Source organism: Arthrobacter sp. UYCo732 (assembly GCF_040547265.1).
Taxonomy (GTDB): domain Bacteria; phylum Actinomycetota; class Actinomycetes; order Actinomycetales; family Micrococcaceae; genus Arthrobacter.
In genome coordinates this window covers 370,073-384,139 of record NZ_JBEPPJ010000002.1, presented here as the reverse complement: position 1 = coordinate 384,139, position 14,067 = coordinate 370,073, and the positions used below count along the sequence as shown (strand labels likewise).

At 62.5% G+C, this 14,067-nt stretch carries 14 protein-coding genes; 1 reads left to right on the top strand and 13 read right to left on the bottom strand.

The features are described 5' to 3' along the window. Window positions 1–5: 5 nt before the first annotated feature. From ABIB45_RS05655 to ABIB45_RS05645, 3 genes are all read right to left on the bottom strand, one after another. A complete protein-coding gene (locus tag ABIB45_RS05655) occupies window positions 6–779 on the bottom strand; it encodes an HNH endonuclease family protein (protein WP_354214931.1) in 774 nt (257 codons plus the stop codon). 93 nt (window positions 780–872) lie between these two features. Continuing rightward, complete coding sequence (locus tag ABIB45_RS05650) at window positions 873–1,208, bottom strand: hypothetical protein (RefSeq protein WP_354214930.1); 336 nt, start codon at window positions 1,206–1,208, stop codon at window positions 873–875. 104 nt (window positions 1,209–1,312) lie between these two features. Further along, on the bottom strand, window positions 1,313–2,335 hold the full coding sequence (locus ABIB45_RS05645) for a hypothetical protein (RefSeq protein WP_354214929.1): 1,023 nt from the start codon (window positions 2,333–2,335) through the stop codon (window positions 1,313–1,315). A gap of 66 nt (window positions 2,336–2,401) precedes the next feature. Between ABIB45_RS05645 and ABIB45_RS05640 the strand changes: the two genes are divergently transcribed. Then, the gene (locus ABIB45_RS05640) at window positions 2,402–3,253 is read left to right on the top strand and encodes a hypothetical protein (RefSeq protein ID WP_354214928.1); all 852 of its coding nucleotides are present in this window, start codon (window positions 2,402–2,404) and stop codon (window positions 3,251–3,253) included. Window positions 3,254–3,316: 63 nt separating this feature from the next. Here ABIB45_RS05640 and ABIB45_RS05635 read toward each other — a convergent pair whose 3' ends face one another. The 10 genes from ABIB45_RS05635 to ABIB45_RS05590 form a co-directional block, all read right to left on the bottom strand. Next, window positions 3,317–3,589, bottom strand: a complete 273-nt coding sequence (locus ABIB45_RS05635) for a hypothetical protein (protein WP_354214927.1) — start codon at window positions 3,587–3,589, stop codon at window positions 3,317–3,319. Window positions 3,590–3,882: 293 nt separating this feature from the next. Beyond that, window positions 3,883–4,473 (bottom strand): hypothetical protein, encoded by a 591-nt coding sequence (locus ABIB45_RS05630; protein ID WP_354214926.1) that lies wholly within the window; start codon window positions 4,471–4,473, stop codon window positions 3,883–3,885. A gap of 58 nt (window positions 4,474–4,531) precedes the next feature. Continuing rightward, on the bottom strand, window positions 4,532–5,047 hold the full coding sequence (locus ABIB45_RS05625; RefSeq protein ID WP_354214925.1) for a hypothetical protein: 516 nt from the start codon (window positions 5,045–5,047) through the stop codon (window positions 4,532–4,534). Between the two features lie 2 nt (window positions 5,048–5,049). Next, a complete protein-coding gene (locus ABIB45_RS05620; RefSeq protein WP_354214924.1) occupies window positions 5,050–5,580 on the bottom strand; it encodes a hypothetical protein in 531 nt (176 codons plus the stop codon). Window positions 5,581–5,763: 183 nt separating this feature from the next. Then, on the bottom strand, window positions 5,764–6,960 hold the full coding sequence (locus ABIB45_RS05615; protein ID WP_354214923.1) for a hypothetical protein: 1,197 nt from the start codon (window positions 6,958–6,960) through the stop codon (window positions 5,764–5,766). 6 nt (window positions 6,961–6,966) lie between these two features. Then, entirely contained in the window at window positions 6,967–7,806 is an 840-nt protein-coding gene (locus ABIB45_RS05610) for a hypothetical protein (RefSeq protein ID WP_354214922.1), read from the bottom strand. 11 nt (window positions 7,807–7,817) lie between these two features. Continuing rightward, window positions 7,818–8,813, bottom strand: coding sequence for a hypothetical protein (locus tag ABIB45_RS05605; protein ID WP_354214921.1), 996 nt, complete (start codon window positions 8,811–8,813; stop codon window positions 7,818–7,820). Then, entirely contained in the window at window positions 8,813–11,416 is a 2,604-nt protein-coding gene (locus ABIB45_RS05600; RefSeq protein WP_354214920.1) for a DEAD/DEAH box helicase, read from the bottom strand. The genes ABIB45_RS05605 and ABIB45_RS05600 overlap by 1 nt, the downstream gene beginning before the upstream one ends. Next, on the bottom strand, window positions 11,413–11,889 hold the full coding sequence (locus ABIB45_RS05595) for a hypothetical protein (protein ID WP_354214919.1): 477 nt from the start codon (window positions 11,887–11,889) through the stop codon (window positions 11,413–11,415). Before ABIB45_RS05595 ends, ABIB45_RS05600 begins: the two co-directional genes overlap by 4 nt. Window position 11,890: 1 nt before the next feature. After that, window positions 11,891–14,002 (bottom strand): site-specific DNA-methyltransferase, encoded by a 2,112-nt coding sequence (locus ABIB45_RS05590; protein ID WP_354214918.1) that lies wholly within the window; start codon window positions 14,000–14,002, stop codon window positions 11,891–11,893. Between the last annotated feature and the right edge of the window lie 65 nt (window positions 14,003–14,067).

Here is a 14,067-nt window from a genome sequence, read left to right as displayed (position 1 = left end):
GGGTCCTACTTGCAGGTGGCCAGGATGCCGGCGATCGCGTCGTGCTCAGCCTGAGTCACCCACAAGCTGTACTTGGCCTTTACCGCGGTCTGGCGGGCGACGTACTCGCACCGGAATGCCTTGTTCGGCGGCAACCACGTCGCGGCATCCTTATCGCCCTTGGCGCCGTTCGTGGGGCCGTCGGCGGCCATCAGGTTCAACGGGTCGTTGGCGAGCTGCTTGCGCTGGTCGGCGCTGAGCTGCTGGGCGCCCTTCTGCCAGGCATCACTGAGCGGAATGATGTGGTCGATCTGCACGAGGGTGCTCGTGTCCTGGCCACGGACGAAATTGATGGTCTTGCCGGTGTACTTGTCGGCCAGTGTGCCGGTCGCGACTACGCAGTTCTTGGTGCCGGGCTTGAACGTCTCGCCGTCAAGGTCCCGGGCCAAAATGTCGTTGCGGGTATCGCAGCCATTGTGATCAACGTCGGCCCAGGCAGGCCCGAACTCGTCCCGGCTGTAGCCCGTCTTCGGGGCGCGGCCCTTTACCTCGATGGTGTCGAGCAGGGCAATCGCGTTAGCTGTCTCATCTGACGCTGCGGGCGCCTGAGTTGGTGCAGCTGGAGCTGGCACGGCCGGGGCCGCCGGAGCCTCGGTAATGATGCTGGGCGCGCTCGTGATGGCTTCGGCAGCCTTGGTACCGGCCTGGGCTGCGGCGTCGCAACTGGCAAGTGAAGCAGCAAGAAACAAGCTGGCAAGGACGGTGAGGGACTTGGTGGCGGCGGAGGCTGTGATCTTCATGATTCCTATGTGTACGGACGAATCATTCACGCTACCCGCGAGGACGACACGCCAAAGGCAGGCGCGTCCATCGAGCCGGTGACATGGTCGGGTCTAGCTCGTGCGCCGAGCCGACTTTGACTCTGCGGAGGCCACGGCTTCGAGGCCGGCCTCCCTTGCACGCCGAACCAGATCTGCGGCCAGGACAGTCGCGGCTTCGGGGTCCCTGAACTTCAGCTCAGCCAGGCAGGGCGCGTTCTTGCGGTCAATGGTTCCATGCACAGTGCCGAAGGCGCTGTAGCCGTTGCTGGAGACCATGAGGCAGACGTCGCTCTCAAACATGGCGGCGAGCACTTTGTTGCACTCGTTGGCCGCGTCCACATGCGACTGCTGGACTCCACTTTCTCCTGCGTCGATACGGGTGGTCACGGAGGCGTCGAATCTTCTCATGGCCGCAATGTGTGCGGAACCGGGCGCCGCGATCCCCACCCAAGCCGACGGCCCCTCCCACTGATGGACGTCCATCAGTAAAAGGGGCCGAAGCTCGCGCTTGGTTAGCGGATGAACCGTCGGTCCGTTTCCCGGAACACTTCCCGCAGGCTGGAGACGAACGCGTCCCGGTTTGCATGCCCGGTCTGCGCTGCCATGTGGTCCAAATAGCCGCGCGTCATCGACGGGTGCAGAGGCTTCTCATCCTCGGTTTTGAGGACGGGCTCATCGCCGGAGACGTCCAGGACGCTCTCGGTCCCGTCCGACGTCAGGGTCGCTGTGCGGGCGCCGCGGTCCAGTTCACCGAAGTTGTCCGCGTAATCGGCGAACGGCGAGCTGGCCATGACGTCCATCATGACGGCGTACTCGCGGTGGCCCTCATAGTGGCTGCGCAGGCGCTCCGAATGGCCCTTCTCGAAGATGGACCCGCCGTAGGACCCGATGTCGGCGCGGTCCAGCCAATCACGGCGGGCGTAGTCCTCCTCATCCTCCGGCTTTGCCGCAAAGGACAGGAGACCGGAGCCGACGCGGAGCGAGTGCGTGACGTTGGCGTCCTGCACTGTGAACTCTGAAACGTCACCGATGTCGGTCAGCGTGACGGTTCCCGAAATTCCTGCCTCATGGACTGTGTTCTGGGCGGCCAGGGTCATGGCGATGTTTCCATCCTCCAGGTTCAGGCCCTCACCGACGTGGATCCGGTCAGTGCCCAGTGTCTGCCCGGGCTCCAGCATGTGCTTGGCCACCGAGAGGCCAAGCGTGTCCATGAGCTTCTCCTGCTCGTCCCGTGGGAGAGCTTCGAAGCCTTCGGCCTGGCGGACCGCCTCAAACAATGCGGACGGCATCGGTTCAGTGGATTCGTGCTCGTAGCCGTAGCGGCCCTTGTCCATGCGCCGCTGCCAGCGGCCAACCTCGACGTTGGCGTTGGTTCGCACGAGGTCTCCAACGGCGGCCAGCACCGCCTGGTCTTGCGGTGAAGGGGTGCGGGTGAGAAGGACGCCGTGGGGTTCCTGATGGGCTTCGGCGGCGAACTGCCCGCCGGTTTTGATGCCGGCCTGGACTCTGGTGCGGTTGTCTACGTTTTTGCTCATGCCCTGCATGTGTACGGCGACCGCCTTGGCCGCACACACCTGGGTAGGGCCAACGAAAGGAACACCATGGGTCACTGGGATAGCCAGCACGGAGAGATCGTCCTCCCCTCCGCCGAATTCGCCGCCGTCCGCCAGGTCGTGCAGAAAGCCACGCACGATCACCAGTCCGAGGTCTTCGAAGCGACGCAGGCCTTCTGGAAAGGGCTGACCCGCAAGGAGCAGACCGATCCGGCCGCCTACACGGCAGCGCTCCGCAAATACACCGACGCCAAACACAAGGAGCTCTACGCCGACCAGGACCGGTCGTCGTGGAGCCGCCCGGCGAAGCCGGCGTTCACGGAGGAGTTTCTTGACGACGTCGAATGGCGTCTCGGTCTCCCTCGCGGCGGCAAGCCGGCCCGGGTGCTCAAATCGGATCTGCCGTTCCCGACCAACCGGACCACCAGCTTCCCGGCCGGTGAAGGATCTGTCAGCTTCGACAAAGACACCAACACCGTCCGGTGGAGCACCGGGGAGAACCGCGGCGCCACCGACCGGGCCCACGATTCGGTGGCCGGCACAGCCTTCTTCAACCGGCTCAAAACCGTGAAATGGACCCGGAACACCGGCGGGGTCATCATGGGCAACAACGAGTACGCCGCCGAAGAAGGTGTCGGCGATTCCTGCCATGTGGCGTATGGGCCACTCGGCGCCGCCCAGGAGCCGTCCAGTTGCCAGGAGTACACGGACTCGAAAGGCAACCGGGTCGGCCGGAACGAACTCTCCAAACTCCAGCAGGAACTGTGGGACGCCCAGCGCAAGCTGCAGAACCGGATGGCCAAGGCGACGGCCGCCGCCGGCCGGGGCAAGACGACGGCAGCGTCCAACCGGGGCAGTTTCGCCTCGTACCAACATGCCGAGCCGACATTCCGGCTGTAACGACCCCTGGTTGCACCGGGCACACGAAAGCCCCGGACCACAGGTCCGGGGCTTCGTCGTCTGCTAACGGTCGATGGTGACGCTGAGGTCCAGGTGGATGTTATCCGCAGCCAGGCGATCCTCAAGGTAACGGGCGAAACCCGCGTCAGTGGCGGTGTGGGCACCCTTCGGGACGGCGCCTCGGAAGAGGGCCTGCGTGTTCGTGGACCGTAGCATATCCAGCGGCGCGAACCGCAGATGGCCGGCGGAAATCCGCTGGATGTCGGTACGGAACGTGCGCTGGTCGTCCTCACGGGCCGAGGCGCGCATGGTGAACGGGATGAAAGCTGTGGGCAAGGGGTCCTTTCACGGGGCAGCCAACTGACGGCGGCCCACTAGGAACAAGGCAAATTTCGGCCCTGGTATTCCCTCACAGCGGTGGGGAGCTGAGAATCACAGCTGATCCGCTGCCAGTTCCCACGGGGAAAGCGGAATGAGGTTCGGCAGGGCACCGGCGCCGTTGACGGGCCCCGCCATGGCTGAACATGCGTAGACCATTTGAGCCTCATGGGCGGTCGGTCTACGCCTGTTCCTGCGGCGCCCGCGTGCGTCAGCGGCTGAGGGCGTGCTCATGGCCGGATGGGTTCCCGTCAGGCGGTTTTCTTGTCCAGCGCCAGGCCAATACCGAGGAGGATGAGAACCGGGGCAGCCAGCAGCAAGGAGAAGATGAACAAGGTGACGCCGTAGTAGTCGTGCATCAACCCGACGAAGCCCAGGAAGAGGGCGAAGCCCGCCGTACTCAAGGAGGTCACGGGGGCCCACTTGCTTCGGTTTCGCTGATTTATGAGCAACAGAATTCCAGACGTAATGTTGCCAAGGCTCGCCAGGAGGACCAGGAATCCCAGGAATTTGGCATCTCCAGGTCCGGCGACGAGCCCGGCAAGCGACGGCAGGAGAAGGAAGACGCCGAGCAGGATGCAGATGATGCCAGCAGCGATCCGGAGACCCGACATTTTGGGCTTCGCCGGGGTCTGCCACTGCGGAGCGTACTGCTGGGGCGAGTAGGAAGCGTACGGCGGTTGACCGTACGGCGCCTGGCCGAAGGCCGGAGGCGCCTGCTGGGCATAGGTCTGTGGCGGCCCGTACGGCGGCTCGTTGCCCTGGACTGGACCGAAGGGGCCTTGGACCGGGTAGCTCGGAGGTTGCGGTGCCGGTGGGACCGGCGGAATGTTCTCGGTCATTGTTCCCCCATGGGTAGTGGTATCGACGTCAGGTTACATTTTTCGCTTCAGAGCTCAGCTAGGACTTGCCCTGCTCCTCGGCAGCCAGCAACAAGTCAAAACTTTCGAGCCCATACTCCGGTGTGGTGACAGTGGCCAAAACATGCTTCATCTCTAACCGTTTTCCGTCGACCCTCAGGACAAGCCCGGGAACGCCGTTCACAGGCAGGGCCAGGCTGCCTTCGTATTCCACTATTTCTCGGAATTTACTGACCGAAATTTGGGCCGTCGGGTCGCCGGTCATTTCGAGGATCAATTCGTTGATGGTCGCCGTCACCCCGACCAAGAATGCTTTTTCGCGTCTGACCGTGGAGCCGATGTCAGCAAACATGGCGACGAACGCGAAGAGCGTGCAGACAAGGACAACGACAAAACCGTCCCGCAGCGGTTCGATGAAGATCATCAGCACCAGGCACAGAAGGAAAGCAATAAAGCCGGCACCGACGAAGAGGTTGCCCGCTTCTTTTGCGGGCGCCCCGGCCCACTGTTTGGGCCCGAACGTCGCGAGGACCTGTTCGGTGGTCTTGGTGGCCATCTCTAGTTTCCCTTCAGTTCAAGCAGCGCTTCAGCCAGCAGGACGGCCTCACGCGCGGCCTTCAAATCGTCACGCAGGCCTCCGTCGGGTGTCGGGGCAGCGATGCCTTCGGCGGTTCCGGCGAGTCCCAGCACGGTTCTACTGAGGTTCTCCCGTTCCTCCGCGATCCGGCGGGACGAGGTGAGCTTCTGCTTGCTCAGCTCGAGGGCTTGAAGTGACCTGTTGATTTCGTCCAGGCGTGCCTGGACCGCCGCGAGCCTTGAGCTCACGCGTTCCGCCCGCGTCCCGAAGACCGACACCATGTTTGCGGAAATACCGCGAAGGTCCTTGAGCGCGGTCGTGGCCGGCACGTCGTTACCGCCGAGGAGCATTTCCAACTTTGCGCGGCGCTTCGTCCATTGCTGTAGACCGAACTCGTTTTGGTCAGCCAAAGTCGACACGACAGCCCTGGCAGTATCGAGCTTGGTCTGTCTTTTCTTTAGGCTGGCGGCGGCCGTATCGAGCCTTCGCAGAAACTCCGCGTAGTTGTCCATTGGCATTCTGGTCTCCCCTTTGAGAGTTCGGGACGTGCTTGAGCAGTTAATAGGTGGCTGCCGAGGGTTCTCGGTTGTTGTCTGCTTGCTTTCGCGGCTGGAGCCACCAACGCCGGAGGGGGTGAGGCTGTCCCGCGCCTAGCAGCCAGCGCGGTGCCAACGTCTTGCCTGGCCGCTACGAAGCTACGATTCGAACTGGATGTCGTCGACCTTCCAAATGTCGCCGTCCTTCTTCATGAACACGTGGGCCCTTTGAACCTTGTCGGCGGCCGCCGTACCCCAGCCGGTGACCGCTTCAGCAGTGGACGCTGACACCCTCGAACCGTCGTACATGTATTGGCCGGTGTAGGCACAGCTCAGATACCCGCGGTCCAGGACGGTCAGGGTCTGCTCATGCATGGGGCAATACATGGCCGTCACCTGGTAGGTGTAGCCGGCGTCGCGGGGAGGAAACTGACCGGTCCCCCATTCGGTCTGGTCCTTGTTCTGGTCGCGGTACTTAGGGGTGATGACACCCTGTTCGAACAGATCCTTGTAGACCGACGTCGGGCTATCGTGCACCGGCGAGAACCCGTTCAGGATCTCCGGCAGGGCGGTGTAGGCGCGCAGCCGGGCGACTTTTTCCTCCGGCGTGGTGATCGTCTCAACGTACCGGCTCATCGGATCCTCGCCGGAGCCCAGGTCACCGAGCGGGGTTGCCGCTGCAGGAGCGTAGGAGGGCTGCTCAGTCACGTAAACGCCGACGTCGCGGGTGTTGCTGGATGCGTTGTATTGCGTCTCGTATTTCACCGCGACACCCGTGGCGTAGCCGACGCCAAGATCATTGCTCCCACTAAATTCCGGGGTATTGGTGATTCCCCGGATCAGCTGATGCGTGGCGTGGCTGGGGAGGCCATACTTCTCGACGCCGTTTCTGAGTATGGCGAAGAACTCGTCATCAGTTTTTGCTCTGGAAACGTAATAGATGACATTGCTCTCCCGCGAGGTGCCGGTTTTGTAGATCACATGATGCGCTGTCGCCTCGATGGATCCCTTCGGACCGAGGATTGTCAGGTCCATGCCCTCGGCTACCTCAAAAGCGGCATCCTTGGCCTCGCTGCCCAGGCCGGTGTCGTCGCGGGTGAGCTTTCCGGATCGCAGGTCCAGCAGGGCTGTCTTCGTGGCAATGATCTTCTCTACGCCGGGGCCGTCCAGCTTCGAATAGGCGGGCCCGGCATCAAGGATGCTTCCGCCCGGGCTCTGGGCACATCCGGCCAACAGGACAGGGACAAGCAGGAGCAAAGCGGCGAAGCGTTTCAATTTTCCCCCAAGGAAGTAATCGGCCGGTACGGCCGGAGTCAGTTTATGGGTCAACGGCCCGGAAACCAGCGTGGGCGGCACTCGCGCCTACCCTTGATCAGCCACCAGGAACCGCCGATCCGGGCGGACAAGGCGGGTGCGTTCGATACCGTACTTGGTCGCAAAGGTGACCGCCAACATGCCATTCTCGGCCGGGACAACCTCGGTGACGACGAAGACTTCACGTTCGGGGCTGTGCGACCACCAGCGGACATCCACCGCTTCGAGGACTGTGTTGACGGCCATCCGGTCGGCGCGGACTGTGCTGCCGGTTGGCAGGCCGGCGGCGCGGGCGGCCAGGAAGTCATCGACCATGGCGGCGACCAGTTCCTGCTTCTCGCGCTCGTGCCGCTCCACACCGGCGAGAGCGAACGCCCGCTCCAGGTTGGGAACGGCGGAGGCGTATTCGGCCCAGGAGTTCAGCCGCCGCGGCGTGTAGCGGCTGAAACTGCCGGAAAGGTCGGTGATGAACCGGTGTGCAGCCTTCAACGCCGGGGTGTCCGGGTTTTCGACGACGATGCCGCCGCCGGGCACGAAGAACGCGCTGTAGCCGAGGCCCGCCATCTGGTCGGTGTCGTCGTTGAACTGCAAGCCGGAGGCCTGGAAGGTGTAGAAGTCAACGCCTTCGACCTCGATGCGGGCAACCCACTCGGCCTCACCCCAGTCGGTGTCGTCCTCAGAGCGGATCCAGACGCCGTCTTTGTCGAACTTCAGCTGAGTCTGCGGGCGGCCGCGCTCGAACAGGTCGATGAGCGATTCGCGGGACACCGCGTACTGCTTTGCGAGGGCCGGTACGGGGACGGTGTCGTCGAAGCTGAGCCAGATGATGGTTTCCATGGCACCCATGTGTGCGGACGTGGCAATAGCTCTAATACTGGACTTGTTCACAGCTCCAGCGCTCATTGGTAGGGGATGACAGCGACATCGTCTCCCATCATCAGGCTCATGGCCGGTGTGTCAGCTCCCAAATTCGCTGCGGCTTCAATGTGGGCACGCATCAACGCAATTAACGTCTCCTTCTCCGACTCAAACTCTGGCCTGGCGGGCACTAGGGTCCATGCGTGCAAGGCAGCAGGGCGCCAGAGGGGCTGTGGGTTGATCCCAGCTCGCTTGCAGTACAAAAGCACGGCGCCATGAAGTGCCTCCACCGCTGCGCCAACTACCTCGGAGATCTCTAAGGGGCGGGGTGCGAGCCAGTCCCGTCGCTGCTCTCCGTCCAGGCCAGCCTCGAGATCATATGCGTAACGGGAAAGCCATTTCTTCCCGTGCGCAGCGGCGCTAGATCGATGCCACAAGTGCTCCCAGCTATCCGGCACCTGGCCTATCACTGCGGCTGCTTCCCGAATCATCTTCAGATAAGAGATGTGCTTCAGTGAGGATCCGGGGCTCATAGCGTTGGCGTAGGCCGAAATTTCAGCTTCGAGCTCGTTCAACTCATCAATACGAGCAGAGCCCGCTGGGAGCTTCCGTTCTTCGTAGGAGTCGACAAGCATAAGGCGCATGTGACGGATCAGTCGGGAGGACTCATCCTCAGGTGAAAGAACCCACAACGCCTGGGCGGCACATTCAAGTCCTGCGCGACCAAGCATCAGCTGCGGCTTGAAATGCAACATGGAAAACTCCAGCTGATCGCAGGCATGCCGCGGGATAGCCAGATCGGCCCATTGACCAAGATGCTCACAGGCTGAAGCAAGGTACGACCTTACCCAAGCAGATTCCGGCTCCGGAGAGAACTTGGCATCGTCAGTCGCCAGTTCGGAAGATACCTCCTCTCCAGCCACGGATTCGACTACGTGCGCCAGGGTGCGGATCTCGTGGGATAGATGCAGCCAGACGCTCCGTTCTTCGTCCGAAACGACGACAACGTCTCCTTGGGGAGCTCCATAGGTCGCCATTAGTACGTGCCGCCGAACTCCTCGAACACCGCGGCGATGCCTTCCCCTCCGGAGGAGGCCGCGATCCGGTCCTCCACGACTGTCGATGCGCGACCCGTGAAGTCCAGGCCCTTCAGTTTCCCGTTCTTGTTCCGGATGACCGCTGTGACCCGGCGAAAGGTGGCCGGGTGCTGGCGTGCGAACCGGGACAGCGCCGCCCACTTGCCCGGGGTGTCACCGAGGCTGTGGCTGTGCGGGTCCACGATGTCCACGACGATCCTGCCGTCAACGCGGTGGAAGAACAGGAAGTCCGGGTACAGGGACTTGTCGACCCCGCCCTCGGCGTAGGAGACGGACAGCCCGCCGGCTCCGGCCGGGTTCCGGTACCAACCGATCAAGCTGGACTGGGTCAGTTCCTTCTCGATGACTTCCTTCTCCCAGCCGGTGGCCACCATCGGGAAGTCGCCTTGAGCGTCGGCGAACAAGTGACCCCTGAAGGTTTCGATTGGTGCGATCGTGTCGGCTGTCTTCCCGGCGTTGTCTTTGCTCTTCACGATTGTCTGGGTCCGGGTGCGGACCTTCTCCGGGAGCGTGAACTCTCCGGGGACCGGGACACCGTGCGGGTGCCAGATCTCATCCAGCTCCGCGCGCACCTTGATGTCCAGACGGGACACCGCCGGGTTGAGCTGCTGTCGCCAGGAATCGATCAGGTTGGACGCGGAGGCTTCCAGATTACGGATGACTTCCTCGTGCACGGAGAGGGCCGAGAGGCGCACGACGGATTCCTCGTGGTCCTGAAGCTGAGTGTAGAGCGCGTCGTAGAGCCAGGAGCCGGCGGCGTCGGGCATCCTGTTCACGGCCTTGTCTTTGAGCTCACGCAGGTTGGTCGCCGATGTTCGCACGGAGTGTGAGGTAACCGTGGCCTGGGTGCCGTTGTACTGGTCGTAGCCGACCCGGTCGTAGGTGACTTCCAGGAGGCTCTGCGCGTCCGCGTCAATGGCGGCCTGCAGCCGGGCGTACTCGGCCAGCAGGATGGCCTTCACCCGCGTCTCCACCTCGTCGGTTAGAAGCACGGCGGGGTTGGCCGGGTTGGCGACCTTGAGGCTGTCCAGACGGGTACCCAGGGCCGCGAGGCGGGCCGTCTCGGACGGGTAGGTTCGCTTGGGCTTGATCTCCTTCGGCAGGACCATCTCCCAGAGCTCGTCCGGGATGCCGGCCACGCGCGGGAAGTCGACCGGGTTGATCGAGACGGGCACCTCGACGTCTGCGCCGTCCACGAAGGATTTCACGACGGTTGCGACCTCGGTCTTGTCGTAATGCGGCAGGTAGAGCGAGACAGTGTTCAGCTCCTCCAGATCCTCGGTGTCGATGCGGCCGGCGACCGGAGTGCGTACCATGCGCCCGATCAGCTGGGCGATCGCGGTGTGCTCCTTGGCCGGGCGCAGCGAGACCATGACTTCCGCGCGCGGGCAGTCCCAACCGGTGGTCAGCGCTGTCTTGAACATGACCACCTTGACGTGGTCGTTCTCCTGGATGTTCTGCGGGGCAACGTACGGGATCATCCGGCCGTCGGGCAGGTCCAGGTGCTTCTTCTCACCGAAGGAGTGCACGATCACCGGCGCCTTGCCGGTGGTGTGCTGCAGGCCGGAGGGCCATTCGTCGGTAATGGAGGTGACCAGCTGCTGGATGGCCTTCTCGCTGACCTTGTCGGGCAGCTGAACGACCATGAGCGGCTTGACGTTGTGGAGCCCGTTGGAGGCGGCGTTCTCGGCATTCCACAAATTTGTGTACCGGACCAAGTCCCGCACGGCGGCGCGCAGCAGCGTGTCATCGGTGGGCTGGTTGTCGGTCGGGTGGTTGATCTGGATGAGGTCCTTGATCAGGCCCGAGGCGCGCACCTTGTCAGTGTCCGCGGCGACCTTGAACAGGGTCCTGTCCGCGGTGTTGGCGGACATGGCTGCCTCGAACTTCTTCGGGGTCGCCGAGATGCCCAGCATGATGCCTGCCGGGTCGTTCACGATGGTCCGGGCGTAGCCGGAGCCGTCTTTGATTTCGATTGGGCCGCCATCCAGGACGGTGCGCATGATGGTCTTCTTCTCTCCCGCCGTGACGGAAGAGCCGCGGTGGGCCTCGTCGACGATCAAAAGGAAGTCCCTGTTGAACTTGCGTACGGTGTTGCCGATTGTCTCCCACAGCGACCAGCGGCGCGAGTCCCCGGTGTTGACGTGGGCGGTGGCGCCGTCGGCCAGGCGCTGAATGTTCAGAAAGTGGATCTTGCCCTGCTCCAGAGTCTCCCGGTCATAGTTCGCGTCGAGCGTTTCGATCTGGGACGGCTGGATGAGCGAGGACGCCTTCAGGATTTTGTCCTTGCTCTGTTCGTTGAGCGCCGGGTCATCGGTCAGCCACAACACGGTTAGGTACTTGTTCGGCGACTGGGTGCCACCGCCGAACAGCAGTTTCTCCAAGACAGCGGTGGCGATGACGGTCTTGCCGGCACCTGTCGGGGCGGTCAGGCCCACGGCGGAGCGGGCCCCGTCGTTGTCGAACATGCCGACGGCGGCGTTGAGGCGCTGGACGACAGTGCTGGTGACGTCACGCTGGTAATCGGTGAGTGAGAATTTCATGCCCACATTCCCCCTTCGCGCTCCGCTGAGTTGGCCGAAAACCTGAACGCAAAACCCGCTTTGCGGGCGGCTTGAGCCAGATGTGCCTCGACGGCGCGGTGCAAATCTGCGTCTACGTCCATTGACTGTCGCTCAACGTATCCCGCTTCGTCTTCCAGCGGGCATTCTTCCCAGGCACGAAGAGCGACATCCAGGTCCGACTCAGGCTCAGCCACGATTTTCACATCGGTATGGATAAACATGGCATCGTCTGCTTTAGAGACATACCCGGGTTCGAAACTGACCGTCGCCAGGTTCGAGGCGAGCATCGCGTCGACACGTGTAAGGAACGTCGCAAGGTATTCCTTGAAGAATTTATCTTCCACCATCTGACCCTCACCATGGGCCGGGGCCAACAGGGGTCGAATTTCGAGAGACGACGTCACCATGACCTTTTCGTCAGTTCCTGCATTGGCCACCGCATTCACACTCATTTCAGTCCTTCCTGTTTACCTGGAATGCCTCCAGGTAGCTTCCGTAGATCCGCTCGACGGTGATTCCGCCGGGGAAATGTGTTGCTGCTTCATCGCCCTGGGCTTCGGAGTCGGTGACGATGAAGAGATGGCTGATCGCGTGTTCCGTGGCGTTCAGCTTCTCGGCCAACGCCTTGGCACGGCCTGGGCTGAACAGCACCGCAGTGCGGCCTGACGCGGAGATAGCGAACCCGTCGGCCTTGGCGCCCGGCGTGAGTTCGACGGTGCCGCCGACGCCGCCAGCCTTGAGCCAGAACAGACCGGCCAGGTCGTTGAAGGCGCGGCCGGTGACGATCTCTGGCTCATCCAGGTAAGTCAGCTCGAAGAACGCGATGTTCGCGGCCAGTCCCTCGCTGTACTTGGACCCGTCTTGGCGGATACCGGTCACGACCGTTTCGAGGCGGGGCTTCGTGACGTGGTGGAAGACGCCCAGTGCCTCGTACTCGTCATCTCCTGGCTTGCTGCCGGACTTCCGCAGCTTCGTGTCGTCCATCTTGGACAGCTCGTTGTTCGTTACGAGGATCGTCTGGCGTGTGCCGCCGTCCTCAGCGTTCAGCCGGATGACAGCCTCGGCCGTGGTGCCGGAGCCACCGAAGAAGTCGAGGATGACTGCGTTCTTTGGCGTCATGAGACGAACCCAGCGCATGAGGACCTCGTGGTCCTTCGGGAAAGGGAATCGCTTGTCACCAAGAACCTTCGATACGTGACTCGGCGCTGATCTCCGACTCCGATAGAAGACCGAATCGGCAACCTCGGAGGCTTGATCGGCAAGGTACTTCTTAGGCCGGGCGAGATCCTTGTGGTCTTTCCCGAAATGGACGTCCCCTGCGAGGATCATCGCTTTGTACGACTCTTCCTTGAACCGCCATCCCTTTTCCGGGACACGGCACGGCAGCTGAGTAAGCGGGTGAATAACGTCGTATCGAGGCCCAACGCCGTTTGGGAACCCGGGATCGCCGATTGCGTACAGACGCCCCTGGTCATCGAAGTAGCGATAGTTGGTAATGGAGTAGCCAAAGCGGTCCTTTGGCTGTCCACCGAACCATGCTCGAATTTCAGAAGTGGCCTTTTCAACATCGTGCGCTGATTGTTCCCAGATCTGCTTCGCGATCGCCAGAACTTCGTCTACTCCGTCTTTGTCTTCGCGCCAGCGGATGCCGTTCGCAGCGAGCTCTTCTTCATTCCTGGCGTAGACGAGCATGTAGTCCGAGCCGTTTGAAATGTATCGACTGTCGTTTTTCTTGCCACCCTGCCAAACGAGGTTCGAGATGAAATTGCCCTCGCCGAAGATTTCGTCGGCGAGCATGCGGAGACGGTGGTGCTCATCGTCTCCGATGGCCATCACGATCACACCAGTCGGCCTGAGCAGAGTCTTGGCGATCAGGAGTCGCTTCTCCATGAAGGACAGCCACTTCGAGTGCCGGTAGCCGTCCTTCTTGTCGATGTACCGGTCGTTGTACTTCCAGTCGGCGTTGCCTGTGTTGTACGGCGGGTCGATGTAGATCAGGTCTACCTTGCCGGCGTGCGTGTACTGGAGGGCTTCCAGAGCGTGATAGTTTTCGCCATTGATGACGCTGTGGACGGGTGCGTCCGGGTCGCCGTTGCGGATCTCGGAGAGTCTTCGCAGGCCGGGGTAGCCGATGTCGCCGAACTCTTTGGCGACAGTCAGCTCGGCAATCGGGTGGATTGCTTCGTTACCCTCGGCGTCCACAAGCAGGGCCGTCGATTCGTCACGGTTGAGCTTGTGAACCCGGTAGAACACCGAGTCCTTGCGGGGCTGTCCATTGACCGAGCTGATGACGACCTTGGAGCCGCGCTTCACGGCGTGCCTGGGCAGTCGGATGCCTTCGGGGTGGTGGCGTTCGAAGACGAGCCCGAACTGGCGCTGCATCCCGCCGATTTCGCGCGCCAGGTTCTCGCGGAGTACTGGATCGGTGATCTCGGCCAGGTACCGGTCCAAGCTGGAGGTGGTCTCGGCACCGGAGGGCGCGGAAGTAGTTTGCTGTGCGGTCATGCCGCTGATGTGTGCGGCGTTGCCCGCCACGCTCCACGGTGTGTTCGTCTCGATGCTCACACCAGGAAACATGCGTAGACGACGGAGGCACAGGCGCCCGATAAACGCCCCGCCGAAGCAGGGCG